We start from the raw sequence: 24,097 nt of genomic DNA on the forward strand, positions 1-24,097 counted from the left end.
TCGGTGGGCGGGCATCGCTGCCCGCCGCTTTCCAGAGCGCCAAATCCCCAGCGGCCCTTTTGCCTGAGCGTTTCCGGGGCGGTTGCGCCTTCGGCGCCGGGCTCGAAGCCCGGTCTCTCCCGCGGGGATATGCGGCTTCGGCACAGATACAAGACGCGCCGATTGAGTCAATCGGCGCGCCGTCGTCTTTCACGGCAAACCCTGCCTCGATCAGCGGCGGCGACGCGCCGGCGCGGCAGGCCCGCCACCGCCCAGACCGACGAAGATCTCGACGTCGCCCTTGCCGGCCGGCACCATGATGCCTTCCTCGACATGGGTGAAGTCGGCGCCGCCCTGGCCCGACGGGATCGTCGCGCCGACGCGCGCGCTGCGCTTACCGAGGACGCTCGTCCCGCGCATCACAGTGGTCGTCAGCGTGGCGCCGTAGCTGCCGGAACCGCCGGCCGGGCCGAGCAGAACGCGCCCCTCGACGCCGACCTTGAGGCGGAAGGTGCCGTTACCGGTCGCGGTGCATTCGCGCGCGACGTTGGTGATCGAGATCTGGTAGCGCAGGCCGCTCGAATCCTGACCCGACTGGGCGCGGATCGCGGCGCCGCCATCGGCGATGATGACCTCCGGGCAGACGAGCTGCTGGTCCTGCTCGTCGTCCTTCGGCAGCTGGTCGGCCGGGGGGGGTGTGGTGGACTGGAACATGATGACGTTGAGCGCGGTATTGCCTCCGGAAGAGGAACCCGCGCCGCAACCGGCAAGGCCGAGGCACAGCAACGGCAGGGCAAGCCAACGGCTCGCGAACACAGTCTGATCGATCACGGCAACGCCTCCACGCCCGGGCCGAAGCCATTGAGGGAAACGGGCACGCCCACCCCCTCTTCCGGCGTCTGGAATACGATGAAAGTCGCGCTCTTGCCGCCCTTGAGCTGGCCGAGCAGGGTATCGTCCATGACGACCTCCGCCACGCAACCGGTGGTCAGGCAGCGCACGAAGCCGGCGCGGCCGATATCCTTGTCGTCGATCTTGAGGCCGAGCCCGGAGGGAAGCAGCACGCCGAGCGGGGCGACGACGCGCAGCAGCCGGCTCTTCTGGTCCGCCGTCTTCAGCACGATGACGAGAAGCGTCAGATTCGGCCGGTCCTCGGCGGCGACGTTCTGGACGAGCGCGCACTGCTCCGCCTTGGCGCCCGGCGGCACCTCGCAGCGCATCTGCCAGTCGCCATGTGTTGAGCGCACCGCGCCCTGCGCGAAAGCGGAGCCGGCGGCGAGGCTCGTCCCCATGAGCGCCAGCGCCAGGGCGCCTGCCGCTCCGATGATCCTCATCATCCCTGCCATCCCTTCCAAACCGGACCGTGAAACCGCAGCAGAAGCGCAGAATTCAGGCAAAACGCCGACCGCGCCAGAGAATCCCGCCGCTCCTCAACATAAAACGCGTTCGGACCATGCAGGGTGGGTCCTGTCAAGGCGGAACGCCCGCCCCGGCGCTTCGTCAAGGCCTCGTGCGATTTTGCCGCACTGTGGATGGGGGCAGTCTTCATTGCCCCTCTGGCGCAAGCGTGATCTTTGATTTATCGCAATCTCGAAGAATGAGGCGACTTCACGGTCGCCCCTTCATGCGTGGGGCAAAGCCGGTCGGCTCCCATGCAAGTCGATTGAGGAGCATGTCGGATCGATGCGATTTCTGAGCAGGACTTTTGCAACAGCGGCCGCCACGGCCCTTGCCGTCGCAGCGCTGGCGACCGTCCCGGCGCTCGCCGGCACCGGCATGCCGTCTCCCTGGCAGATGAACCTGCAGGGCGCCGTCACGCCCGTCGCCGAGTTCATCCACTGGTTCCATGACTGGCTGAACATCATCATCGCCATCGTCACGCTCTTCGTGCTGGCGCTGCTGATCTATGTCGTCTTCCGCTTCAACGAGAAGGCGAACCCGGTCCCCTCCAAGACCACGCATAACGCGCTGCTCGAAGTGGCCTGGACCGTGATCCCGGTCCTGATCCTCGTCGTGATCGCTATCCCCTCGTTCCGCCTGCTCAAGCTGCAGCTCGAAGTGCCGCAGTCCGACATGACCCTGAAGGTCACCGGCAACCAGTGGCGCTGGACCTACGAGTACCCGAAGGAGAGCGGCGGCTTCACCTTCGATTCGCTGATGCTGAACGAGGAAGAGCGCGCCAAGGCGATCGCCAGCAAGCGTATCGCCGAAGCCGAGGCGCCGCGCCTGCTCGCCGTCGACAACGAGGCCGTCATCCCGGTCGGCAAGATCGTCCGCGTCCAGGTCACCGCCTCCGACGTCATCCACAAGTTCACGGTCCCGTCCTTCGGCATCAAGATCGACGCCATTCCCGGCCGCCTGAACGAAACCTGGTTCAAGGCCGAGCGCGAAGGCATCTATTACGGCCAGTGCTCGTTCATCTGCGGCCAGGACCACGCCTATATGCCGATCGCCGTCCGCGTCGTCAGCCAGGAGCGCTATGCCGCCTGGCTCGCGGAAGCGAAGCAGAAATTCGCCAATGCCGAAGATGCGGGCAGCAAGTTTGCTGCCGCGTCCAAGTAAGTCGCCGAGGAGAAGAACGATGGCAACAGCGGCTCACGCTCACGGCCATGACGAGGCCCATCACGACCATCCGACCGGATGGCGCCGGTGGCTCCTGTCGACCAACCACAAGGACATCGGCACGCTCTACCTGATCTTCTCGATCATGGCGGGTCTCGTCGGCGGCTTCCTCTCGATCATGATGCGCATCGAGTTGCAGCAGCCCGGCCTGCAGATCTTCGCCAACGGCCAGAGCTACAACGTCTTCGTCACCGGCCACGGCCTGATCATGATCTTCTTCATGGTCATGCCCGCGGTCATCGGCGGCTTCGGCAACTGGTTCGTGCCGCTGATGATCGGCGCGCCGGACATGGCCTTCCCGCGCATGAACAACATCTCGTTCTGGCTGACGGTCGCCGCCTTCATCCTGATGATCATCTCGATGTTCGTCGAGGGCGCGCCGGGCGCCAAGGGCGTCGGCACGGGCTGGACGGTCTATCCGCCGTTCTCGACATCCGGACACCCGGGTCCGTCGGTCGATTTCGGCATCCTGTCGCTGCACCTTGCCGGTGCCGCCTCGATCCTGGGCGCGATCAACTTCATCACCACGATCCTGAACATGCGCGCGCCGGGCATGACCATGCACCGCATGCCGCTGTTCGCCTGGGGCGTGCTGGTCACGGCCTTCCTGCTGCTCCTGTCGCTGCCGGTCCTCGCTGGCGCGATCACCATGCTGCTGACCGACCGCAACTTCGGCACGACCTTCTATGATCCGGCCGGCGGTGGCGATCCGATCCTGTACCAGCACCTGTTCTGGTTCTTCGGTCACCCCGAAGTGTACATCATGATCCTGCCGGCCTTCGGCATCGTCAGCCACATCATCTCGACCTTCTCGAAGAAGCCGATCTTCGGCTATCTCGGCATGGCCTACGCCATGGTCGCGATCGGCGTCGTCGGCTTCATCGTGTGGGCGCACCACATGTACACCGCCGGCCTGTCGCTCAACACGCAGCGCTATTTCGTGTTCGCGACGATGGTCATCGCGGTCCCGACCGGCATCAAGATCTTCTCCTGGATCGCGACGATGTGGGGCGGCTCGATCCGCTTCACCGCGCCGATGGTCTGGGCGATGGGCTTCATCTTCCTGTTCACCGTCGGCGGCGTCACCGGCGTGGTGCTGGCCAATGCCGGCGTCGACCGCTCGCTGCACGCGACCTATTACGTCGTGGCGCACTTCCACTACGTGCTGTCGCTCGGCGCCGTGTTCGGCATCTTCGCGGGCTTCTACTACTGGTTCCCGAAGATGAGCGGCTACGTGATCCCGGACTGGATCGGCACGCTGCACTTCTGGGTCGCCTTCGTCGGCGCGAACCTGCTGTTCTTCCCGCAGCACTTCCTCGGGCTCGCCGGCATGCCGCGTCATTATGTGGACTATCCGGACGCCTTCGCGGGATGGCATTTCTGGTCGTCGATCGGTTCCTACATCTTTGCCTTCGGCCTGCTGATCTTCTTCTACGGCCTCGTGGTCGCCTTCACGAAGAAGCAGCTTGCCGGTGACAATCCGTGGGGCGAAGGCGCGACGACGCTGGAGTGGACCCTGTCCTCGCCGCCGCCGTTCCACCAGTTCGAGACGCTGCCGCGCATCACCGGCTCGGACCACTGAGACTTCGATCATCGCGCGTCGATGGACGCGCGATGATCTCGCCGACTGCTAGAGCATCCGATTTTTCCGAAAAGTGGGTCCCACTTTTCGGTCCGATGCTTGAGGCGGCGGGTCCCACGACCCGCCGCCGCCCTTCCCCCGAGCGCTCCAAGGAGCGTTCCGGAGACGGGCGGCAACCATCGCCGCGAAGACCCCGCGCCCACGGGCGCCGTTCACAAGAGTACGAAGACGATTCAACCGATGTCTGCTGCGTTCGAGACCCGCACCGAGAGCCTGACAGCCTCCACCGGCGAAGCGCGTGACTTCTTCGCGCTGCTGAAGCCGCGCGTGATGTCGCTGGTCATCGTGACGGCGCTGACCGGCATGGCCACCGCGCCGGGCTCCGTGCATCCCGTGCTCGGCCTTGCCGCGCTCCTGGCGATCGCGGTCGGGGCCGGCGCGTCCGGCTGCCTCAACATGTGGTATGACGCCGATATCGACGCGCTGATGAGCCGCACCGCCAAGCGGCCGATTCCGTCGGGCCGCATCCTGCCCTCGGAAGCGCTGGCCTTCGGGCTGACGCTCTCGATCGGTTCCGTGCTGGTGCTCGGCCTTGTCGCGAACGCGCTCTCAGCGGCGATGCTGGCCTTCACGATCTTCTTCTACGCCGTCGTCTATTCGATGTGGCTGAAGCGCTGGACGCCGCAGAACATCGTGATCGGCGGTGCCGCCGGCGCCTTCCCGCCGATGATCGGCGAGGCCGTCGTGACCGGCGATTTCGGCTGGCACTCGCTTGTGCTGTTCGCGATCATCTTCCTGTGGACCCCGCCGCATTTCTGGGCGCTGGCACTGGTGAAATCGCGCGACTACGCCCGCGCCGGCATCCCGATGATGCCGAACGTCGCCGGCCCGGCCGCGACCCGCCGGCAGATCGTGCTCTATTCGCTGATCATGGCGCCGGTCGCCGTCCTGCCGGCTCTGATGGGCTTCGGCGGCCTGCTCTATCTCGCCGTTTCGGTCTCGACCGGGCTCGTCATGATCGCGCTGTCGATCCAGGTCTGGCTGCGGACCGAAGGCCCCGCCGCGACCAAGGCCTGCTGGTCGCTGTTCGGCTTCTCGATCCTCTATCTCTTCCTGCTGTTCGCCGTGCTGCTCGTCGAGAATGCTTTCGGGCTGATGTGGGCGCTGCCGAAGGTGATCGGATGAGCGATCAGCGCCCTCAGCAGGCCGCTCCGGCCCCGTTCTCGCCCGAGGACATGGCACGCCGCCGCCGCCGCTCGATCGCGCTGGCGCTGGTGCTCGGCGGGCTCGTGATCTTCTTCTTCGTGGTCACGCTGGTGAAGACCGGCCCCGCGATCCTGAACCGGCCGCTGTGATGACGGCGCCCGCCCCCCAGCAGCGCAAGGGCAATCCGGCGCGCACCGCGCTGATCTGCGCCGGCGTTGCCTTCGGCATGCTCGGCGCCTCCTTCGCGGCGGTGCCGCTCTACGACCTGTTCTGCAAGGTCACCGGTTTCGGCGGCACGCCGATGACGGGCACGGCCGGCGCCGGCAAGATTCTCGACCGCACGATGGCGGTGCGTTTCGACGCCAATGTCGCGCCGGGTCTCGGCTGGAAATTCGAGGCGGAAAGCCCGGAGATCAAGGTCAGGGTCGGCGAGACCCAGACCGTGTTCTACAAGATGACGAATCGCTCGGACCGCACGGTCACGGGCATCGCGACCTATAATGTCGCCCCCGAGAAGGGCGCGGCCTATTTCGTCAAGATCCAGTGCTTCTGCTTCACAGAGCACACGTTGAAGCCCGGCGAGAGCTTCGAGGCGCCGGTGGTGTTCTATATCGACCCCGAAATCGCTCAAAACCGCGAGCTCGACGGGGTCCACGCCATCACGCTGTCCTACACCTATTTCGCCTCCAAGTCGGGCCAGCCCGTCGCGGAGGACAAGGCCGGCCCCGTCAAGGGTGACGCGGGCAATCCGAAACTGTAGAACCACGCTAGATCAAAAGCGCGGACAAGACGCCGTACGCGGAGACTGAATACGATGGCCGGGGCCCATACGAAGCACCACGATTACCACCTCGTCGATCCGAGCCCGTGGCCGCTCGTCGGCGCCGCCAGCGCGACGATCATGGCGATCGGCGCGGTGATGTGGATGAAGGCGCTGCCGGTCGGCGGCATGCATCTCGGCCCCCTGGTGTTCGGCGCCGGCCTGCTCGGCGTGCTCTACACCATGCTCGCCTGGTGGATGGACGTGATCCGCGAGGCCGAGAAGGAAGGGCACCACACCCGCGTGGTGCAGCTCCATCACCGCTACGGCATGATCATGTTCATCGCCTCCGAGGTGATGTTCTTCGTCGCCTGGTTCTGGGCCTTCTTCGATGCCAGCCTCTTCGCCGGCGAGCAGATCAACTATCTGCGCTACGATTTCACTGGCGGGCACTGGCCGCCGAAGGGCATCGAGACCTTCGATCCCTGGCACCTCCCGCTGCTCAACACGCTGATCCTGCTGACCTCGGGCACGACCGTGACCTGGGCGCACTACGCCCTGATCAACAACGATCGCGCCGGCCTGAAGCAGGCGCTGTGGCTGACCGTGATCCTCGGCGTCCTGTTCACGATCTGCCAAGCTTACGAGTATTCGCACGCCACTTTCGGCTTCAAGGGCCACATCTACGGCGCCACCTTCTTCATGGCGACGGGCTTCCACGGCGCGCATGTCATCATCGGCACCATCTTCCTGGCGGTCTGCCTTTACCGGGCCTATCTCGGTCACTTCAAGCCGGACCAGCATCTCGGCTTCGAGTTCGCCGCCTGGTACTGGCACTTCGTCGACGTGGTCTGGCTGTTCCTGTTCGCCGCGATCTATGTCTGGGCAGCGGGCGCGCCTGCTGCCGGACACTGACGCCGCTTACCGCGCCCTCGCGGTCAACGTCTGAAAGGCGGCCGCGAGGCCGCCTTTCCTGCTTAGGTCCTTTGATTTCGCATCGATCCGAAAGCCGGATTCCACTTTTCGGGTCTATGCTCTGGGAGGCTGCAATGGCCGGTCCTGAACCCACACTCCCCTCCCCCTATTCGACGGGGCTGGCGGGTCGTTGCCCGCGCTGCGGCGAAGGCGCGCTGTTCGACGGCTTCCTCAAGCTCAAGCCGCGCTGCAATGCCTGCGGGCTGGACTACAAATTTGCCGACTCGGCCGACGGCCCGGCCGTGTTCATCATGCTGATCGCCGGCTTTATCGTGCTGGGCGCGGCCCTCTATGTCGAGATCGCCTATGAGCCGCCGATCTGGCTGCACCTGATGATCTGGCTGCCGCTGGCCATCGTGCTCTGCCTCGGCCTGCTCAGGCCGATGAAGGGGCTCGCCGTCGCCCTGCAATACGCCCACAAGGCCGAGGAAGGCAGACGCGAATCGTGACCGCCGTGTCGTCCCCCGCACCTCGCAGGCCCGGATTGCTGCTGCCGACGCTGCTGACGGTCGTCGGCACGGTGGTGCTGTGCACGCTCGGCACCTGGCAGCTCCAGCGCATGGGCGAGAAGCACGCCTATATCGACCGCCTTCGGGAACAGGCGGCCGGAAGGCCGGCACCGATGCCACCGAGCGCGAGCTGGGCGAAGCTCGATCCTGCCGCGCTCGATCTGACCCATGTCGTCGCCAAGGGCAGCTATATCGACGACCGGATCGCCGGCGTGCGCACCACGATCGCCGCCGGTCCGCCAGGCAGCCGGCAATTGTCCGGTTTCGGACGCTGGGTCTTCCAGGCGTTCAAGCTGGAGGATGGCGGAATCATCCTGGTCAATCGCGGCTTCGTGCCGGAAGGCCGGCTCGGCCAGGTCGGCCCGGCCAGCGGCCCCGACACGATCAAGGGTTTCCTGCGGGCGCCGGAGAGCCGCAACAGCTTCACCCCGCAGGACCTCCCGGCGATCCGCGAGTTCTACACGCGCGACCCCGCCGCGATCGCAGCCGCGCTCGGCCAGCCACCCGCACCGTTCTATCTGGAAGCGGCCCGCGAGGGCGACGGCATGACGCCACCGGCCGGCGTCGATGTGCGCGAGCTGATCGCGCGCATCCCGGACAACCACCTGCAATACGCGCTGACCTGGTTCGGGCTGGCACTGACGCTGCTCGGGGTGTTCGCGGCCTGGGTCTGGCAGACGCGGAAGGGAGCGGCGGCGGGCTGAACGCGCAACGGTTTTGCCCAAAGCGCCGGACCGGCCTATAGCATCAGGCTGAGACCACCGAGGCCAAGATCGTGCTGCATGTTTCCACCCGGGGTGAAGCCCCGGCGCTCAGCTTTTCCGACGCGCTCCTGACCGGGCTCGCCCGCGATGGCGGACTCTACCTGCCGCAGAGCTGGCCCAAACTCTCGACCACGGAGATCGCCGGTTTCGCCGGCAAGCCCTATACGGCAGTGGCCGAACGCGTGCTCGGCGCGCTCGCCGACGGCGATATCGAGAGCGGCGCGCTGTCCGGCATGATCCGCGAGGCCTATGCCGGCTTCCGCCATCCGGCCGTCTGCCCGCTGACGCAGATCGGCGACAATCTCTTCGTGCTGGAGCTGTTCCACGGCCCGACGCTCGCCTTCAAGGACGTGGCGATGCAGTTGCTCGGGCGGCTGATGGACCATGTGCTCGGCCAGCGCGGCCAGCGCGCGACCATCGTCGGCGCAACCTCTGGCGATACCGGCGGCGCGGCGATCGATGCCTTCAAGGGGCTGAAAAGCGTCGACGTCTTCATCCTCTATCCGCAGGGCCGCGTCTCGGACGTGCAGCGCCGGCAGATGACCACGGTCGATGCCGACAACGTCCATGCCATCGCGGTCGAGGGCACTTTCGACGATTGCCAGAACCTCGTGAAGGCGATGTTCAACCATCACGCCTTCCGCGACGAGATCGGGCTCTCCGGCGTCAACTCGATCAACTGGGCGCGCATCGCGGCGCAGGTGGTCTATTACTTCACCGCGGCCGTCTCGCTGGGCGGGCCGGGGCGGAAGGTCTCCTTCACCGTCCCGACCGGCAATTTCGGCGATATCCTCGCCGGCTGGGTTGCCAAGCAGATGGGCCTGCCGATCGAGCGGCTGGGCATCGCGACCAACAGCAACGACATCCTGGCGCGCACGCTGGAGACCGGCGCCTATGAGATGCGTGGTGTCCAGGCGACGACCTCGCCCTCGATGGACATCCAGATTTCCTCGAATTTCGAACGCCTCCTGTTCGAAGCGCATGGTCGCGACGGCGCCGCCGTGCGCCGCCTGATGCAGTCTCTGCAGCAATCCGGCCGCTTCGAGATCGCGCCCGAGGCGCTCCAGCGCATCCGCAGCGAGTTCGACGCGGCCTCGCAGAGCGAGGACGAGATCGCCAATGAGATCAGGAAGAGCTGGACCGAGGCCGGCTATCTGCTTGATCCGCATACCGCGATCGGCGTCGGCGCGGCGCGGCAGGCGCTGAAGCGCGATTCCGCCACGCCGATGATCGTGCTCGGCACCGCCCATCCCGCCAAGTTCCCGGCGGCGGTGAAGGCAGCGAGCGGCGTCGAGCCGGCACTGCCCGCCCATCTCGCCGACCTGATGGAGCGCAAGGAGCGCGTCACACTGCTGCCGAACGACCTCGGCACGATTGAGGCCTTCGTGCGCGAGCATGCGCGGGCCGTGCGCGGAGCGGCGGCGTGAGCGCGACCGCCCCGGTGGACGAGCACGAGCTGGCCGCGCCCGCGCGGCCGGAAGGTCCTCACGATCCCGATGTCGCGCTGACCACCCTGCCCTCGGGCCTGCGCATCGTCTCGCAGCGCATGGACCATGCCGCCACCGTCTCGCTCGGCATCTGGATCGGCGCCGGCGCGCGCGACGAGCTCCCGAACGAGCATGGGCTCGCCCATCTGCTCGAGCATATGGCGTTCAAGGGCACCGCACGACGCAGCGCGCTGGAGATCGCCGAGGAGATCGAAAGCGTCGGCGGCGATCTGAACGCCGCGACCTCCGTCGAATACACCTGCTACACCGCCCGCGTGCTTGGCTCGGATCTCGGCCTCGCCGTCGATATCCTCGCCGACATCATCACCTCGCCCTCCCTCACCGAGGAGGAATTGAAGCGCGAGAAGGGCGTGATCCTGCAGGAGATCTCGGCCGTGCAGGATACGCCGGACGATCTCGTCTACGATCGCTTCCTGCAGGCGGCCTTCCCCGACCAGCCGATCGGCCGGCCGATCCTCGGCACAGCCAAGACGGTGAAGGGCTTCACGCCCGACGCGATCCGCGCCTATCTCGCCCGCAACTACCATGCCGGCAACATGGTGCTCGCGGCTTCCGGCGCGGTCGACCATGACGAGCTCGTGGCGCTGGCAAGCGAGCATCTGTCGAAGCTGCCGGCCGCGCCCGCCAAGCCTCTTGAGCGCGAAGCCGGCGAGTATCGCGGCGGCGAGGCCCGCATCGGCAGCGACGAGGAGCAGGTCCATCTCGTGCTCGGCCTGCCCGGCCTGCCCTTCAAGGGCGGCCAGCATTACGCGCTGCAGATCTTCGCCTCTGTGCTCGGCGGCGGCCTGTCCTCGCGCCTGTTCCAGGAGGTGCGCGAGCAGCGCGGCCTCGCCTATGCGATCGACGCCTTCCACTGGCCCTTCTCCGATTGCGGCGTCTTCGGCATCGGAGCCGGCACGGCGCCTGAGGATGCGGGCGAACTGATCGAGGTCGCGCTCGGCTGCCTGCGTCAGGCGGCGGAGGATGTCAGCGAAGCGGAAGTCGCCCGTGCCCGTGCCCAGATGAAGGTCGGCCTGCTGGCTTCGCTCGAAAGCCCCGGCGGCAAGCTGGAGCAGATGGCGCGGCAGGTTCTGCTCTTCGGCCGGGCGATCCCACGCGAGGAATTGGCCGCCCGGCTCGATGCGGTGACGCTGGACGACGTCCGCGCTGCCGGCCGCTCGCTGCTCGGGCACCAGCCGACCATCGCGGCGGTGGGTCCGACCCATGGCCTGCCGCCGGCCAAGCGCCTGCGCCACGCGGCCCGGGCGGCGGACTGACCGGCGATGGCGCTCTTCCGTTTCCCGAGCGAGCCGCCAAGCCGCCCGCTGATCCGGACGCCGAACCTCTATCTGCGCGCGCCCCAGGCCAGCGATCACGCGGCCTGGGCACTGCTGCGCATGGAAAGCCGGGAATTCCTGACGCCCTGGGAGCCGACCTGGAACGAGGACGACCTGACCCGCGCCTCGTTCCGCCTGCGCGCCAAGCGCGCCACCCGCGAGATCTCGACCGACGAGGCCTATTCGCTCTTCATCTTCGAGACGGGGACCGAAACCCTGATCGGCGGGCTGACGCTCGGGCTGATCCGGCGCGGCGTCGCGCAGGCCTGCACGCTCGGCTACTGGATGGGCCGGCGCCATGCCGGCAAGGGCCATATGACGGAGGCCGTGCGCGGCGCCGTGCGCTTCGCCTTCTCCGACCTCGCGCTGCACCGTGTCGAGGCCGCCTGCCTGCCCAATAACGAGCCGTCGCGGCGCCTGCTGGAGCGCGTCGGCTTCCAGCACGAGGGACTGGCGCGGGCCTATCTCAAGATCAACGGCAACTGGGCCGACCACCTGCTCTATGCCGTACTCTCCACCGACACCTTGCCCGGAAGCCGGCCGTGACTGCGGCGGTTGACCACAGCCCCGCTCCGCCTTGCCCTTGCCATGAGCGGCCGATAGGGCTTTTCGTTAAATTGCGAATGATCGCTTCCCGCCTGATAGCCGAGCACAGCTTGTCCATTTCCGCGCGCATCTTAAGGGTCGGCCTCGCCCTGGCCGGCCTTGTCCTGTGGTTCTGCGCTGCAGTCCTCCCGGCCCAGGCCGTCGAGCCGGTGCGCGTCCCGGTCGATGCTCCCGTGATCGACCTGACCAATGTCGTCGAGCGCAACAAGTCCGACGGCGACGTCATCCAGATCTCGACCGCTCCGGGCCCGGACGGCATCGTCCGGCGCATCGCTGTGAAGGCCCGAGAGGCCGGCGCGCGTCCGGACTGGATCGTCTTCGCGCTCACCAACGATTCCGACGAGCAGATCGACCGCCTGCTGGTCGCGCCCTTCCACCGGCTGATCGGCTCCGGCGTGATCTGGCCCGATCTCGGCGACAAGCGCATCGAGGCCGTAACGGCGAGCCAGGGCCTCGCGCCCGATCGCGAGCCCAGCCCCGACGCCGACGTCTTCCTGATCACGCTCGACCCCGGCACGACGGTCACCTTCGTCGCCGAGCTCAAGTCGCCGAACCTGCCGCAGCTCTATCTCTACGAGGCCGAAGCCTATCGGCAGAAGACCAACGGCCTGACCCTCTACAAGGGTATCATCATCGGCATTGCCGGCCTGCTGGCGCTGTTCCTGACCATCATCTTCGTGGTCAAGGGCGCGGTGATCTTCCCGGCCGCGGCGGCACTGGCCTGGGCGGTGCTGGCCTATGCCGGCCTCGATTTCGGCTTCTTCCAGCGTCTCTTCCCGCTGACCCCGGCGATCGAGCGAATCTATCGCGCCGGCGCGGAGGTCGTGCTGGCGGCGACGCTGCTCGTCTTCCTCTTCGCCTATCTCAACCTGTCGCGCTGGCATGTGCGCTACGGCCATGTGACGCTGCTCTGGATTCTCGGTCTGGCCGGTCTGGTCGGGCTTGCCGTCTTCGACGCGCCGATGGCGTCCGGCATCGCGCGCATCTCGATCGCAGCCGTCGCGGCGATCGGCTTCATCCTCGTCGTGCATCTGGCGACGCATGGCTACGAGCGGGCGGTGATGCTGATCCCGACCTGGTTCCTGCTCGCCGTCTGGGTCACCGCCGCCAGCTTCACCGTGACCGGGCAGTTCCAGCGCGATCTGGTGGCGCCTGCCCTGCTGGGCGGCCTCGTCCTGATCGTGCTGCTGATCGGGTTCACCGTGATCCAGCACGCCTTCGCCGGCGGGGCGATCTCGCAGGGGCTCGTGTCCGATACCGAGCGCCGGGCGCTCGCGCTTTCCGGCTCGGGCGACCTCGTCTTCGACTGGGATGTCAGCTCCGACAAGGTCTTCGTCTCCCCGCAGATCGAGACGCTGCTCGGCCTGCCGAAGGGCTCGCTCGAAGGCTCGGCCGTGCGCTGGCTGGAACACATGCATGTCGCCGATCGCGACCGCTACCGCGTCACGCTCGATGCCGTGCTGGAACAGCGCCGCGGCAAGCTCAATCTCGACCTGCGCCTGCGCTCCGCCAACGGCGCCTATCACTGGATCAACGTGAAGGCGCGGCCGGTGATCGGCTCGGACGGCGAGGTCATCCGCGTCATCGGCACGCTGGCCGACGTCACCGAGCAGCGCACCGCGCAGGAGCGCCTGCTGCACGACGCGGTCCATGACAACCTGACCGGCCTGCCCAACCGCAAGCTGTTCCAGGACCGGCTCGGCGCAATCTTCGGCTTCACCCGCGCCGACGACAATATCCGCCCGACCGTGCTCGTCATCGATGTCGACCGCTTCAAGCAGGTCAACGAATCCGTCGGCTTCTCGGCCGGCGATTCGATCCTGCTGACGCTGGCGCGCCGTCTCGGCCGCCTGCTGCGGGCGCAGGACACGCTCGCCCGCATCGGCGGCGACACCTTCGCGATGATCCTGGTCTCCGAGCGCGATCCCGAGCGCATCCTGGCCTTGGCCGAGCTGGTGCGCCGCGCCGTCTCGACGCCGATCACCTATGCCGAGCGCGAGATCGTGCTGACGCCCTCGATCGGTCTGGCCCTGTTCGACCCGGCGCCGGCCTCGCGCAAGGAAGACGCGCTGAAGAACGCCGAGCTCGCCATGGCCCATGCCAAGCGCCAGGGCGGCAACAAGATCGAGGTCTTCGTGCCGGCGATGCGGACCGACCGCAACGACCGGCTCGCGCTCGAAAGCGACCTGCGCCGCGCGATCGAGCGCAACGAGATCCAGGTCATGTACCAGCCGATCGTCCGGCTGGAGGACCGCACCATCGCCGGCTTCGAGGCGCTGGTGCGCTGGGACCATCCGCGCGAAGGCCGCCTGATGCCGCAGGATTTCCTCGCCATCGCCGAGGAGACCGGGCTGATCGTCGATCTCGGCGTCTATGTCATGGACAAGACGGCGCGCGAGCTGGAGGCCTGGCAGGCGGCGCTCGAAGTCGACCCGCCGATCTTCGCCAGCGTCAACGTCTCAAGCCGGCAATTGCTGCGCCACGACCTGCTGCATGACGTGAAGACCGTGCTCGGGCGCCGCCGCGTGCTGCCGGGCACGCTCAAGCTCGAGATCACCGAGAGCCTCGTGATGGAGAATCCGGAATATGCCGCGCAGATGCTGCAGCGCATCCGCGATCTCGGCGCCGGCCTCTCGCTCGACGATTTCGGCACGGGCTATTCCTCGCTGTCCTACCTGCAGCGCTTCCCGTTCGACACGATCAAGATCGACCAGAGCTTCGTGCGCCAGATGGGCAATGGCCGCCCGCCGGTGATCCTGCGCTCGATCGTGCAGCTCGCCGCCGATCTGCACATGGATGTCGTCGCCGAAGGCGCGGAGAGCGAGTCCGATGCGATCGAGCTCTACCAGCTCGGCTGCCAATACGCGCAGGGCTACATCTTCGGCCAGCCGATGACGGCGGCGGAGGCGCGGCGCCTGATGGGCGCAGCGGCTGCGGCTGCCACCGAGGTGGCTTAAGAATCCTTCTCCCCTCGGGGGAGAAGGTGGCAGCGCGCAGCGCTGACGGATGAGGGCAGCACCACATCGCAGAAACAGAAAAAGGGCCGTTCGTGCGGCCCTTCGCTCATCCGTCTGCTTCGCAGACACCTTCTCCCCCAAGGGGAGAAGGGATCAAGCGTGCCCCGCCTCACGCGACAGGAAGGCCGGGTCGATGCCGATCTTGCCGAGGGCGCGCTGGTACTTGGTCTCGACACTCTCGTCGAAGAGCAGTTCGGGATCGGCGGCGCAATGCAGCCAACCGTTCGACTGGATCTCGGCCTCCAGCTGTCCTGCGGCCCAGCCGGCATAGCCCAGCGCCAGCACCGCGTTCTCCGGCCCGTCGCCATTGGCGATGGCGCGCAGGATATCGAGCGTCGCGGTCAGGCAGATGCCCTCGTCGATCGGCAAGGTCGCCGATTCCAGGAAGAAATCGGCGGTATGCAGGACGAAGCCGCGCTTGGTCTCGACCGGGCCGCCGCGCAGCACCTGCATGCGCTCGGCCCGACTCGGCAGGCGGATCACCTCCTCGGAGGGAATCACGTCGAGCTGGACGAGCAGCTCCGGGAATTTCGTATCGCCCGCCGGCTTGTTGACGATGATGCCCATCGCCCCGTCCTCGGAATGGGCGCAGACATAGACGACGCTGCGGCTGAAGCGTGTATCGGCCATGCCCGGCATCGCGATCAGGCATTGCCCATCGAGATAGCTGCGGCCGCCGACGCGCGATTGTGAGCCGATTTTCATGAGGCTCATGCTAGAGGCTGTCGGGGAGTCTCGGCAAGACTTGGCTGAGGCCGATGGTGCCGAGGAGCGCCTTCGCGGCTGCGCCCCGCTCCCGATCACGTTCGCGTGCACCGGCAGCGTCATGCCACGTGGGGCCGCCCCTATCGCGATTGTGCCCCAATCCTGCGCGATGTTGCCGCGAGATCGTTCAGGCGCCGACCGGCGGAGGAAGACAGGTTTTGTTCGCTTTTCAGGCTCGCGATCGTTAAAGGCTGGGCCCGTGAACCGCATCCTTCCCCTGCTGGCGCTGCTGCCCCTGACGCTCGGCCCCGCCCCGCACGCGCAGGAAACACCCAACGAGGCCGCGACGTCGCCATGGTCCGCGAGCGAGCACGCGAAGCTGCGCCTGATCGCCGGGCCGACCACATCGACCGGCAAGCAGCGCGTCGGCGTCGAGATCGTGATGTCGCCGGGCTACAAGACCTATTGGCGCAGCCCCGGGCAGTTCGGCGTGCCGCCGGCCTTCGACTGGTCGGGCTCGACCAATATCGGCGGGCTCGACGTGCGTTGGCCCGTGCCCGAGCGCTTCCAGGATTCGGCCGGCTATTCCATCGGCTATGTCGGCGAGGTCGTGATCCCGATCTCGGTCCAGCCGGTCGATCCGTCGCGGCCGGTCCTCGTCGTGCTCAAGCTCGACTATGCGGTCTGCGAGAAGATCTGCATACCCGCAAAGGGCGAGGCCAGCCTCTGGCTCGAACCCGGCGTGACCACCGTGACCTCGCCGCGGCTCGAAAGCTTCGAAGCGCGCGTGCCGGTTCCGGTCAAGCCCGGCGCCCATAAGGAGAAGATCGCGATCGTCGAGGCCGCGCCAGACGACAGCGTGGTCGATCCCGGCCTGCGCCTCATCCTGCAGCCGCCGCCGGAAGGCAGGATCGAGGACATCTTCGTCGAAGGCTCGGGCATGTGGTCCTTCGGCAAGTCCCGCCTGACGCCGCAGGCGGACGGCACGGTCCTCGCCCAGATCCGGATCGACGAGCGGCCGAAAGGCGTGGCCGGCCCGGTTCCGCTGATCTTCACCGTGCGCGGCACGCCGCGGCCGATCGAGACGCGGCTCGACCTCGACATCCCCGCCTCAAAGCCCTAATCCCTCAAGCTGGGCGGCCCCTCTGGCCGCAGGCTTCACGGAGAGACAGGCTCATGACCATCAAGGTGGGTGACAAGCTTCCCCAGGCGACGTTCCGCGTCATGACCGCCGACGGCCCCGCCGCGCGCACGACGGACGACCTGTTCAGCGGCAAGAAGGTGGTGCTCTTCGCCGTGCCCGGCGCGTTCACCCCGACCTGCCACCGCAACCACCTGCCCGGCTATCTGGAGAAGGCAGCCGAGATCAAGGCCAAGGGCGTCGACGCCATCATGGTCACCAGCACCAACGACGTCTTCGTCATGGAGGCCTGGTCGAAGGCGACCGGCGGCGCCGGCGTGATCGAGTTCCTCTCGGACGGCAACGCCGATTTCGCCAAGGAAATTGGCCTCTCGCTGGACGGCTCGGGCTTCGGCCTCGGCACCCGCTCACAGCGCTATTCGATGCTGGTCGAGGACGGCACCGTGAAGGTGCTCAGCGTCGAGGAAGCCGCCGGCAAGGCGGAAGCCTCCGGCGCCGAGGCGATGCTCGCCAAGCTCTGAGCCCGAGGGCACGGAGAGAGATTGGAGCCCGCGCAGGCGCTGCGCGGGCTTTTTGTTGGCTGGCCGGATCGAGCAAATGTCTGCAGAGGGCCGGAAGCGGACGGAATGACGCTTGGAAGGGTAAGAAGGCGCCTTTAACCTATCTGGCGCACGATGAGGTATCCTAATTGGAGAGTAATTTGATATGGCGCTACTCTACATAATTGATATGCTTTTTATATTTATATCCTCATATTTGCTGATGTTTGTTTTTATAGAAATCAAGCCTTGGGTCGGCGTTCTGGCGGTGTTCTTTGCCGCATGCGCCCTGCATTTTGCTTTATACTATGTGATAAAGCCAAAATAAACTTCCGCAACGCTGCATCCCGTGGCTGTTGTTATGCGGCGATGGAATGACGGCAAAGGGGCGGAAGCCGACCTAGCTTTTGACATTGCGAGGAGTGCACCGCCTCTTAAATTGCTCCACTTCTCCGGCACATGGAGGAGGACATGCCGTTTCAAAGCGCCGTTGTCGAACCTGCGGAGCTGGCAAAATTGGCTGGCGCGTTCGACGCCGCCTGGATGGCGGTGAACAGCGTCAACACCGTCGGCGGCCAGCAGCAGAGCCGGGCGAGGACCCGCCTGGCGGCTATCATTCTCGATCTTTGGAGAGAAGATCCCGCTCAGGCCTTGAGCGCCAGCGCTGTCGAGCGCTTCCTGGCGTCAGACCAGCCCAACTGATCGATCCGATCTGCGCTTGTCATGAGACAAGCCGGAAAACCAAAGCTAGCTTCCGGGCCGGAGGAGAACACCGATGGCCGAGATCACCATTCGCCCGCTTGCCGCGACCGACCGGGAGGCCTGGACGCCGCTCTGGCATGGCTACCTGACCTTCTACAAGGCGACGCTGCCGCCGGAGATCGACGCGATCACCTTCGGGCGCCTGACCGGCGGCGAGGAGCCGATGGGCGGCTTTCTTGCCTTCGAAGGCGACAAGCCGCTCGGCATGGTCAACTGGGTGCTCCACCGCACGACCTGGAGCGAGAAGCCGATCTGCTACCTGCAGGACCTGTTCACCGTGCCGGAATCGCGCGGCGCCGGCGTCGGCCGCAAGCTGATCGAGGCCGTGAACCAGATGGCGCGGGCGAAGAACTGCTACCGCGTCTACTGGCAGACGCATGAATCCAACCTGCAGGGACAGGCGCTATACGACAAGGTCGCCGACAAGTCCGGCTTCATCGTCTACCGCCAGCCGCTGGGCTGAGAGACCCGGCCGGAGCGAGCGTGATCGCGATCCGGGACAAGGCTGAGATCATCGAGCGGCTCGGCGCCGATCCGCTCGGCAATGTGGTCTTGCTGAAGCACCTGCAGGCTTTTCCGCAGCATACGCGGGCGCTTCAACGGCTCTCGCCGGCCGGCACGGCGACGCTCGTCCTGCTCGACACCGCCGCCAGCGACTACGACCGCAAGACCTATCCGACGGCCGCCCATGCCGCCCTCCTCCGCAGCGACGACACCGCACTGACGGAAGCGCTGCTGGACGAGTTGCCGATAGATGGCGGCGTCGTCTTCAAGCTCGGCAGCACGGCCGAGCACGACGCCGTCCACCCGCGCTATCCGCTCGTGCGCAAGACCAGCTTCCTGTCATTCACGTCGCCGGAGCGCGTTGGCGATCACGATGGCGTCCTCGTCGCGAGCAGCGCCACGAATGCGATGTACGCGCTCTATCGCACGCAGGATCATGAGCGGGATTGGCTCTCGCCGCTGCTGGCGGATGGACGCGCCTTCACATGCGTGGTCGGCTCACGCGATGAGCCGCTTTCCGTCTGCCTCGCCTTCGAGAGCTATGGCAATGTCTGGGAGATCGGCGGCGTGGTCACGCGGCCCGACCAGCGCGGACGCGGCCTCGGGGCGCGCGTGGTCGCGGCAGCGCTCGACCAGCTGAAGCGGCGCGGGCTGCTGGCCCGCTATCAGGTGCATGAGGACAACGTCGCCTCGATCCGCCTGGCGCAGTCGCTCGACATGAAACCACTCCTGCGGCTGAGCCATTATCTGCACGAGCGCTAGCTTCCAGCTTTCGGTCCGGTGAACTGCAACCGCGTCAACCCGAAAGCGGCGCAGGCCAGTGCCAGCCCCGAAGCAACCGTGCGAACCTGATTCCAGACCTGCCAGCGGCCGGAATAACCGGCCCAGATATCCCGGGCCGCGTCGATATCCGACGGAACGGGTGAGACCTTCGCCAACGCCTCATTCATCGGAACGTTGACGAGCATCGTGAGGCCGAGCCCGAAAGCCGCGTAGATGACGGCCGCAGCCATGAACCAGCACGCCGCCTGCCGCTGACGGAACAGGAACAGGGCGAGCGCCGTCAGCGCCAGAGCCACCGGGGTCAGGAAGAAGGCCGGGAAGAAGGTGATGTTGCGCACCGATGCGTTCATCGCCTGCATCGCGGCGATCGCGACGCGCGGATCGGCCTGATCCAGCCCCCACATCGTCGAACAGACCCAGGCATAAAAGAAACCGAAGATCGCGCCGCAGAGCAGGATCGACGCCGTCGATATCATCACGAGCAGATTGGCCATGGCGCCGCCCCTATCCGTACACACTAGTACACTTGATTTATCCGTACATAGAGATACGGATTCGATCAAGATGCGGCGGAGATCGGCATGCGGGACGAGAGCAGGACGGAGCGCCAGCGCGAGATCGAGGCCGTGGCCTATCGGCTGATCCGGGAGCGCGGCTATGGCGGGGTGTCGATGCTGGCCATCGCCAAGGAGGCGAAAGCCTCGAACGAGACGCTCTATCGCTGGTATGGCAGCAAGCGCGGACTGCTCGCAGCGATGGTCGAGCGGAACGCGCAGGCGACAGCGGACACGTTGCAGTCGGCGATAGAAGACGGGAGGGATGCTATCTCCACGCTGGAGGGGATCGCACCGATCCTGCTCTCGATGCTGCTGGGCGAGAAGGCGATCCTGCTGAACCGAGCCGCCGCTTCCGACGAAACGGGAGAGCTGGGTGCCACGATCAATCTCGCCGGTCGCAGCACCGTCTTTCCGCTGATCGAAACGCTGATCGCACGCGGAATAGCTGACGGCGAGCTGAATGCCCCGTCAGCGCGCGAGGCGACCGAGTGGTTCCTTTGCCTTCTGATCGGCGACCAGCAAATCAGGCGCGTCATCCGCACGCTGGAACAGCCCAGCGAGGCGGAGATCGGTGCGCGAGCCGCCAGCGCGGTTTCGGCCTTCCGGAAGCTGTGCGGAGACTAGCGCCCCGGCTTGAACGGCGCCATGCCGGCGCGTGCCCGAGCTTGAGGCTCCGAGCGGATTACGGTCCGGCCGCCCGTTGGCTTTCGCAAGGCTGCCCTTCGCCCTTCAGCGCTGCCAAAAGGCGTTGCGAACCGGGACGGCCCCGTCGAAGGACATCTGGACGCCGTCTCCGGAAACCGCGTCGATGGCGTGGATGTGCAGATGCGGCTCGGTGCTGTTGCCCGAATTGCCGGCCTGCCCGATGGGGTCGCCGACCTGGATGGGCTTACCGACAGCGACAGCAACGCTCCCCTTGCGCAAATGAGCGAGCTCGACCAGCAGCCCGCCGCAGGCCAGCACGGCGTGATTGCCGGCAGGATTGTTCCGGTCGGCCTGCGGCGGCGACAGGTCGGGCAGGCCGTCGACTGCCGCCGCAACGGTTCCATCGCAAGGGCTGATCACGGGCTTGCCGAAAATGGCGTAGCGTGCAGGGTCCTGAGGCAACAGGCCCGACGCCCGAAAGCCCGAGGCTCCCACGGCCGTAATATCGACAGCGTGGCGCTGGACGCGATGGCCGCTGTGATGGTTCAGGATGCCGATGCCACCGCCCTGGGCCACGACGAAGCGGCCGCCATCGAGCGGAAACGCCAGCGCATGCGGCCGGTCCCGCGCCGCCAGCCCACTCGTCACATAGGCGAGCGCCATCCCGGACAGGGCGAGCGCGGCCAGCCTGTGGCCATGGCTGTGCCAGATCGACGCTTGCCCAGCCACCAGCCATGGCCGCCGGGCATGGCGCATCAAGGAGACGAAAGCCGCTGCAACGACTGCCCCGAGGAGCAGGACGCGGCTCCACAGGCCCGCCATGTCCCAGCGTCCGAGCAACAGGATCAACGCCAGCAACACCGCCGCCTCGGCCAACGCGATCAACCATGCCAGGCGGCTTGGTTCGTCGAGGCGCCATAGTCTCCACGCCAGACCGGCCGGCACGGCAAGGCAGACAAACAGCATCAGGGCGACGACGGCGATCATGGGCCGTACCTATGCAGCGGCCCGGAAAGCGCCAGATGCCCTCCTGTCGAGAGCGGTCGCGAGGTCTCAGCGACCGCCGCTCTTGAACGGCGCCATGCCGGCGCGCGCCAGGGCGTCGGCACGCTCGTTCATCTCGTCGCCGGCATGGCCCTTGACCCATTTCCACTCGATCTTGTGGCGGCCGAGCGCGGCTTCCAGGCGCTGCCAGAGCTCGGCGTTCTTGACCGGCTTGCGATCAGCCGTCTTCCAGCCGTTCTTCTTCCAGCCATGGATCCAGCCGGTGATGCCCTGCCGCAGATACTGGCTGTCGGTGTGGAGCGCGACCGTGACGGGACGCTTCAGCGCCTCAAGCGCGGCGATCGCCGCCATCAATTCCATGCGGTTATTGGTGGTCTGCGCCTCGCCGCCGGAGAGTTCCTTTTCGACGCCGTTGAAGGTCAGGATCGCGCCCCAGCCGCCGGGACCGGGATTCCCTGAACAAGCCCCGTCCGTCCAGACTTCGACCGTCCCCTCGCTCATCGCTTCAGCCCGTATTCGCGAGCGTCGGCGATGCGCTGGTGGAAGACGAGCCTGCGGTCATATTCGAGCGGATCGAGCGGCTTGACCAGCGCGCCCGGAGGCACGTTGAGCCAGTCGACCAGTCGCGTCACCAGGAAGCGCAGCGCCGAGCCGCGGCAGAGCTGCGGCAATGCCTCGACCTCCGCCGGAGTGAGTGGCCGCACGCTCTCGTAGCCGGCGAGCAGCGCCTGGCCCTTCGTCAGGTTGAACGAGGCATCGGCCTCGAAGCACCAGGAATTGAGGCAGATCGCCAGATCATAGGCGAAGGCATCGGTGCAGGCGAAATAGAAGTCGATCAGGCCGGACAACCTGTCCTTGATGAAGAAGACATTGTTCGGAAAGAGATCGGCATGGATCACGCCGCGCGGCAGGTCCTGCGGCCATGAACGCTCGTGGACCTCGACCTCCGCCATGACGCGCCGCGCCAGCCCCGGGGAAACCGTATCCGCCGCCGCCCCCGCCTGCTCGGCCAGCGGGCGCCAACCGGGAACCGACAGCGAATTGACCCGCTCCATGCCGAAATCGGCACCGGCTTCGTGCAGCTGGGCAAGCCCGCGCCCAAGCTCGGCGCAATGCGTCACGTTCGGGCGCCGGACGGACAGGCCGTCGAGGAAAGAGACTATCGCCGCCGGACGGCCGGCCAGCCGGCCGACGGCCGCACCGTCATCCATGCGCAGCGGGACCGGGCAGATCAGGCCGCGCCGGGCGAGATGGTCCATCAGCCCGATGAAGAAGGGCAGCTCCGTCTCGTCCACCCGCTCCTCATAGAGGGTCAGGATGTAGAAGGCCTTGGTCGTATGCAGCAGGAAATTGGAGTTCGAGACGCCCTCGGCGATGCCCTTGACGGAGAGGAGATCGCCGATGCCATAGCGCGCCACGAAGGCGGCCAGCTCGTCATCGGGCACTTCGGTATAGACGGCCACGCTTGCACTCTTCTGCTGAGATTATTCCGCCGCGTCCGGCGTCGCCTCGCCGCGTAATTCGCGCGGAAGCGGGAAGAAGACGTTCTCGTCGGCGGTCGAGACGGTCTCGACGCGGACATCGTAGCGCGCGGCGAAAGCGTCGATGATCTCCTCGACCAGCACCTCGGGCGCACTCGCACCGGCGGTGATGCCGAGGCTGCGGATATTGCCGAAAACCGACCAGTCGATCTCGTCGGTGCGCAGCACGAGCCGCGCCACCGGACAGCCGGCGCGCTCGGCGACCTCGCGCAGGCGCTGCGAATTCGAGGAATTGGGCGAACCGACGACGATCAGCCCCTCGACCAGCGGCGCGACGCGCTTCACCGCCTCCTGGCGATTGGTCGTGGCGTAGCAGATGTCTTCCTTGTGCGGGGCGATCAGCTCCGGGAAGCGGGCCTGCAAGGCCTCGACGATTTCGCGGGTGTCGTCGACCGAGAGCGTCGTCTGGGTGACATAGGCGAGCGGCTGGCCTTCCGGCGCCTCAAGCGTCGCAACGTCGTCCAGCGTCTCGATCAGCGTGATCGCGCCCTCGGGCAGCTGGCCCATCGTGCCGATCACCTCGGGATGGCCGGCATGGCCGACGAGCAGGATATGGCGGCCGCGCTTGTGGTGGACCTCGGCCTCGCGATGGACCTTGGTGACCAGCGGACAGGTCGCGTCGATGGCGAAGAGATTGCGTGCCTTCGCCGCCGCCGGCACCGCCTTGGCGACGCCATGGGCCGAGAAGATCACCGGCCGCGTCTCGTCCGGCACCTCGTCGAGCTCGGCGACGAAGACCGCGCCCTTCCGCTTCAGGGATTCGACGACGTATTTGTTATGGACGATCTCGTGGCGGACATAGACCGGCGCGCCATGCAGCTTCAGCGCCTTCTCGACAGCGTCGATGGCACGCACGACCCCGGCGCAGAAGCCGCGCGGGGCGCAGAGCAGGATGTCGAGCGGCGGCTTGGTCACGCGCGAAGAGTTCTCCATCGGTCCGCGTCTTCTTTCGGCGGGATCGGGGCGATGTCAAGGAAGCGAAGCGGCGCAGGCTTGGCCGCCATGCCGATTGCCTCTCGCAGGATCGCCACCGAAAGCCTAGATAGAGCAACGGACCGCCACGCCGCGCGT

General features: G+C 66.6%; 26 protein-coding genes and 1 riboswitch. Of the genes, 18 read left to right on the forward strand and 8 right to left on the reverse strand.

The genetic code is table 11. From position 1 onward, the window contains the following. Positions 1-41 precede the first annotated feature (41 nt). A riboswitch (glycine riboswitch) is annotated at positions 42-132 on the reverse strand. Between the two features lie 78 nt (positions 133-210). Both WFK61_RS01420 and WFK61_RS01425 read right to left on the reverse strand, forming a co-directional pair. Beyond that, complete coding sequence (locus WFK61_RS01420) at positions 211-810, reverse strand: hypothetical protein (protein WP_336809748.1); 600 nt, start codon at positions 808-810, stop codon at positions 211-213. Beyond that, complete coding sequence (locus WFK61_RS01425; RefSeq protein WP_336810089.1) at positions 807-1,271, reverse strand: invasion associated locus B family protein; 465 nt, start codon at positions 1,269-1,271, stop codon at positions 807-809. Before WFK61_RS01425 ends, WFK61_RS01420 begins: the two co-directional genes overlap by 4 nt. 391 nt (positions 1,272-1,662) lie before the next feature. Between WFK61_RS01425 and coxB the strand changes: the two genes are divergently transcribed. From coxB to WFK61_RS01485, 12 genes are all read left to right on the forward strand, one after another. Continuing rightward, positions 1,663-2,541, forward strand: coding sequence for a cytochrome c oxidase subunit II (gene coxB / locus WFK61_RS01430; RefSeq protein ID WP_442896243.1), 879 nt, complete (start codon positions 1,663-1,665; stop codon positions 2,539-2,541). A gap of 19 nt (positions 2,542-2,560) precedes the next feature. Further along, on the forward strand, positions 2,561-4,183 hold the full coding sequence (gene ctaD, locus WFK61_RS01435; protein WP_336809749.1) for a cytochrome c oxidase subunit I: 1,623 nt from the start codon (positions 2,561-2,563) through the stop codon (positions 4,181-4,183). Between the two features lie 240 nt (positions 4,184-4,423). Continuing rightward, positions 4,424-5,368, forward strand: a complete 945-nt coding sequence (locus WFK61_RS01440; protein ID WP_336809750.1) for a heme o synthase — start codon at positions 4,424-4,426, stop codon at positions 5,366-5,368. Then, the gene (locus WFK61_RS01445; RefSeq protein WP_336809751.1) at positions 5,365-5,538 is read left to right on the forward strand and encodes a hypothetical protein; all 174 of its coding nucleotides are present in this window, start codon (positions 5,365-5,367) and stop codon (positions 5,536-5,538) included. Before WFK61_RS01440 ends, WFK61_RS01445 begins: the two co-directional genes overlap by 4 nt. After that, a complete protein-coding gene (locus tag WFK61_RS01450) occupies positions 5,538-6,149 on the forward strand; it encodes a cytochrome c oxidase assembly protein (RefSeq protein ID WP_336809752.1) in 612 nt (203 codons plus the stop codon). Before WFK61_RS01445 ends, WFK61_RS01450 begins: the two co-directional genes overlap by 1 nt. A gap of 54 nt (positions 6,150-6,203) precedes the next feature. Continuing rightward, positions 6,204-7,064, forward strand: coding sequence for a cytochrome c oxidase subunit 3 (locus tag WFK61_RS01455; RefSeq protein ID WP_336809753.1), 861 nt, complete (start codon positions 6,204-6,206; stop codon positions 7,062-7,064). A 134-nt stretch (positions 7,065-7,198) separates the two neighbouring features. Continuing rightward, on the forward strand, positions 7,199-7,573 hold the full coding sequence (locus WFK61_RS01460) for a DUF983 domain-containing protein (RefSeq protein ID WP_336809754.1): 375 nt from the start codon (positions 7,199-7,201) through the stop codon (positions 7,571-7,573). Beyond that, entirely contained in the window at positions 7,570-8,337 is a 768-nt protein-coding gene (locus WFK61_RS01465) for an SURF1 family protein (RefSeq protein WP_336809755.1), read from the forward strand. The genes WFK61_RS01460 and WFK61_RS01465 overlap by 4 nt, the downstream gene beginning before the upstream one ends. 71 nt (positions 8,338-8,408) lie before the next feature. After that, a complete protein-coding gene (gene thrC / locus WFK61_RS01470) occupies positions 8,409-9,824 on the forward strand; it encodes a threonine synthase (RefSeq protein ID WP_336809756.1) in 1,416 nt (471 codons plus the stop codon). A 29-nt stretch (positions 9,825-9,853) separates the two neighbouring features. Continuing rightward, positions 9,854-11,161 carry a M16 family metallopeptidase gene (locus WFK61_RS01475; protein ID WP_336810091.1) on the forward strand — a complete coding sequence of 436 codons (1,308 nt, stop codon included), beginning with the start codon at positions 9,854-9,856 and terminating at the stop codon, positions 11,159-11,161. A gap of 6 nt (positions 11,162-11,167) precedes the next feature. Continuing rightward, positions 11,168-11,767 carry a GNAT family N-acetyltransferase gene (locus WFK61_RS01480; protein ID WP_336809757.1) on the forward strand — a complete coding sequence of 200 codons (600 nt, stop codon included), beginning with the start codon at positions 11,168-11,170 and terminating at the stop codon, positions 11,765-11,767. Between the two features lie 77 nt (positions 11,768-11,844). Beyond that, on the forward strand, positions 11,845-14,784 hold the full coding sequence (locus WFK61_RS01485; RefSeq protein ID WP_336809758.1) for an EAL domain-containing protein: 2,940 nt from the start codon (positions 11,845-11,847) through the stop codon (positions 14,782-14,784). Positions 14,785-14,937: 153 nt separating this feature from the next. On the opposite strand, the gene WFK61_RS01490 is transcribed toward WFK61_RS01485, so the two are convergent. Beyond that, positions 14,938-15,558, reverse strand: a complete 621-nt coding sequence (locus tag WFK61_RS01490; protein WP_336809759.1) for a YqgE/AlgH family protein — start codon at positions 15,556-15,558, stop codon at positions 14,938-14,940. Between the two features lie 250 nt (positions 15,559-15,808). Here WFK61_RS01490 and WFK61_RS01495 point away from each other — a divergent pair, with 250 nt between their 5' ends. The 5 genes from WFK61_RS01495 to WFK61_RS01515 all read left to right on the forward strand — a co-directional run bounded on the left by WFK61_RS01495 (position 15,809) and on the right by WFK61_RS01515 (position 19,257). Beyond that, entirely contained in the window at positions 15,809-16,672 is an 864-nt protein-coding gene (locus WFK61_RS01495) for a protein-disulfide reductase DsbD domain-containing protein (RefSeq protein ID WP_336809760.1), read from the forward strand. Positions 16,673-16,725: 53 nt separating this feature from the next. After that, positions 16,726-17,211 carry a peroxiredoxin gene (locus WFK61_RS01500; protein ID WP_336809761.1) on the forward strand — a complete coding sequence of 162 codons (486 nt, stop codon included), beginning with the start codon at positions 16,726-16,728 and terminating at the stop codon, positions 17,209-17,211. A gap of 489 nt (positions 17,212-17,700) precedes the next feature. After that, on the forward strand, positions 17,701-17,931 hold the full coding sequence (locus tag WFK61_RS01505) for a hypothetical protein (protein ID WP_336809762.1): 231 nt from the start codon (positions 17,701-17,703) through the stop codon (positions 17,929-17,931). 73 nt (positions 17,932-18,004) lie between these two features. Beyond that, the gene (locus tag WFK61_RS01510; RefSeq protein ID WP_336809763.1) at positions 18,005-18,454 is read left to right on the forward strand and encodes a GNAT family N-acetyltransferase; all 450 of its coding nucleotides are present in this window, start codon (positions 18,005-18,007) and stop codon (positions 18,452-18,454) included. Between the two features lie 20 nt (positions 18,455-18,474). Next, entirely contained in the window at positions 18,475-19,257 is a 783-nt protein-coding gene (locus WFK61_RS01515) for a GNAT family N-acetyltransferase (protein WP_336809764.1), read from the forward strand. On the opposite strand, the gene WFK61_RS01520 is transcribed toward WFK61_RS01515, so the two are convergent. Continuing rightward, a complete protein-coding gene (locus WFK61_RS01520; RefSeq protein ID WP_336809765.1) occupies positions 19,254-19,841 on the reverse strand; it encodes an anthrone oxygenase family protein in 588 nt (195 codons plus the stop codon). The two genes, WFK61_RS01515 and WFK61_RS01520, sit on opposite strands and share 4 nt — an antisense overlap. An 18-nt stretch (positions 19,842-19,859) precedes the next feature. Here WFK61_RS01520 and WFK61_RS01525 point away from each other — a divergent pair, with 18 nt between their 5' ends. Next, positions 19,860-20,459 (forward strand): TetR/AcrR family transcriptional regulator, encoded by a 600-nt coding sequence (locus tag WFK61_RS01525; RefSeq protein WP_336809766.1) that lies wholly within the window; start codon positions 19,860-19,862, stop codon positions 20,457-20,459. A 105-nt stretch (positions 20,460-20,564) separates the two neighbouring features. On the opposite strand, the gene WFK61_RS01530 is transcribed toward WFK61_RS01525, so the two are convergent. The 4 genes from WFK61_RS01530 to ispH form a co-directional block, all read right to left on the reverse strand. Next, positions 20,565-21,467, reverse strand: a complete 903-nt coding sequence (locus WFK61_RS01530; protein WP_336809767.1) for a M23 family metallopeptidase — start codon at positions 21,465-21,467, stop codon at positions 20,565-20,567. A 66-nt stretch (positions 21,468-21,533) separates the two neighbouring features. Further along, positions 21,534-21,986, reverse strand: a complete 453-nt coding sequence (gene rnhA / locus WFK61_RS01535; RefSeq protein WP_336809768.1) for a ribonuclease HI — start codon at positions 21,984-21,986, stop codon at positions 21,534-21,536. Beyond that, positions 21,983-22,948 (reverse strand): homoserine kinase, encoded by a 966-nt coding sequence (locus WFK61_RS01540; protein ID WP_336809769.1) that lies wholly within the window; start codon positions 22,946-22,948, stop codon positions 21,983-21,985. The genes rnhA and WFK61_RS01540 overlap by 4 nt, the downstream gene beginning before the upstream one ends. 21 nt (positions 22,949-22,969) lie before the next feature. Beyond that, positions 22,970-23,941 carry a 4-hydroxy-3-methylbut-2-enyl diphosphate reductase gene (gene ispH / locus WFK61_RS01545; RefSeq protein ID WP_336809770.1) on the reverse strand — a complete coding sequence of 324 codons (972 nt, stop codon included), beginning with the start codon at positions 23,939-23,941 and terminating at the stop codon, positions 22,970-22,972. Positions 23,942-24,097 lie beyond the last annotated feature (156 nt).

It is taken from the genome of Allobosea sp. MMO-172, assembly GCF_037147855.1.
Classification (GTDB): domain Bacteria; phylum Pseudomonadota; class Alphaproteobacteria; order Rhizobiales; family Beijerinckiaceae; genus Allobosea.

Coding starts and splice junctions, on each gene's coding strand:
- WFK61_RS01490 (WP_336809759.1), bottom strand. CDS start 15,558: ATGAGCCTCATGAAAATCGGCTCACAATCGCGCGTCGGCGGCCGCAGC.
- WFK61_RS01480 (WP_336809757.1), top strand. CDS start 11,168: ATGGCGCTCTTCCGTTTCCCGAGCGAGCCGCCAAGCCGCCCGCTGATC.
- WFK61_RS01440 (WP_336809750.1), top strand. CDS start 4,424: ATGTCTGCTGCGTTCGAGACCCGCACCGAGAGCCTGACAGCCTCCACC.
- WFK61_RS01510 (WP_336809763.1), top strand. CDS start 18,005: ATGGCCGAGATCACCATTCGCCCGCTTGCCGCGACCGACCGGGAGGCC.
- ctaD (WP_336809749.1), top strand. CDS start 2,561: ATGGCAACAGCGGCTCACGCTCACGGCCATGACGAGGCCCATCACGAC.
- WFK61_RS01485 (WP_336809758.1), top strand. CDS start 11,845: ATGATCGCTTCCCGCCTGATAGCCGAGCACAGCTTGTCCATTTCCGCG.
- WFK61_RS01455 (WP_336809753.1), top strand. CDS start 6,204: ATGGCCGGGGCCCATACGAAGCACCACGATTACCACCTCGTCGATCCG.
- WFK61_RS01505 (WP_336809762.1), top strand. CDS start 17,701: ATGCCGTTTCAAAGCGCCGTTGTCGAACCTGCGGAGCTGGCAAAATTG.
- WFK61_RS01500 (WP_336809761.1), top strand. CDS start 16,726: ATGACCATCAAGGTGGGTGACAAGCTTCCCCAGGCGACGTTCCGCGTC.
- rnhA (WP_336809768.1), bottom strand. CDS start 21,986: ATGAGCGAGGGGACGGTCGAAGTCTGGACGGACGGGGCTTGTTCAGGG.
- WFK61_RS01530 (WP_336809767.1), bottom strand. CDS start 21,467: ATGATCGCCGTCGTCGCCCTGATGCTGTTTGTCTGCCTTGCCGTGCCG.
- WFK61_RS01445 (WP_336809751.1), top strand. CDS start 5,365: ATGAGCGATCAGCGCCCTCAGCAGGCCGCTCCGGCCCCGTTCTCGCCC.
- WFK61_RS01525 (WP_336809766.1), top strand. CDS start 19,860: ATGCGGGACGAGAGCAGGACGGAGCGCCAGCGCGAGATCGAGGCCGTG.
- WFK61_RS01450 (WP_336809752.1), top strand. CDS start 5,538: ATGACGGCGCCCGCCCCCCAGCAGCGCAAGGGCAATCCGGCGCGCACC.
- coxB (WP_442896243.1), top strand. CDS start 1,663: ATGCGATTTCTGAGCAGGACTTTTGCAACAGCGGCCGCCACGGCCCTT.
- WFK61_RS01460 (WP_336809754.1), top strand. CDS start 7,199: ATGGCCGGTCCTGAACCCACACTCCCCTCCCCCTATTCGACGGGGCTG.
- WFK61_RS01425 (WP_336810089.1), bottom strand. CDS start 1,271: ATGGGGACGAGCCTCGCCGCCGGCTCCGCTTTCGCGCAGGGCGCGGTG.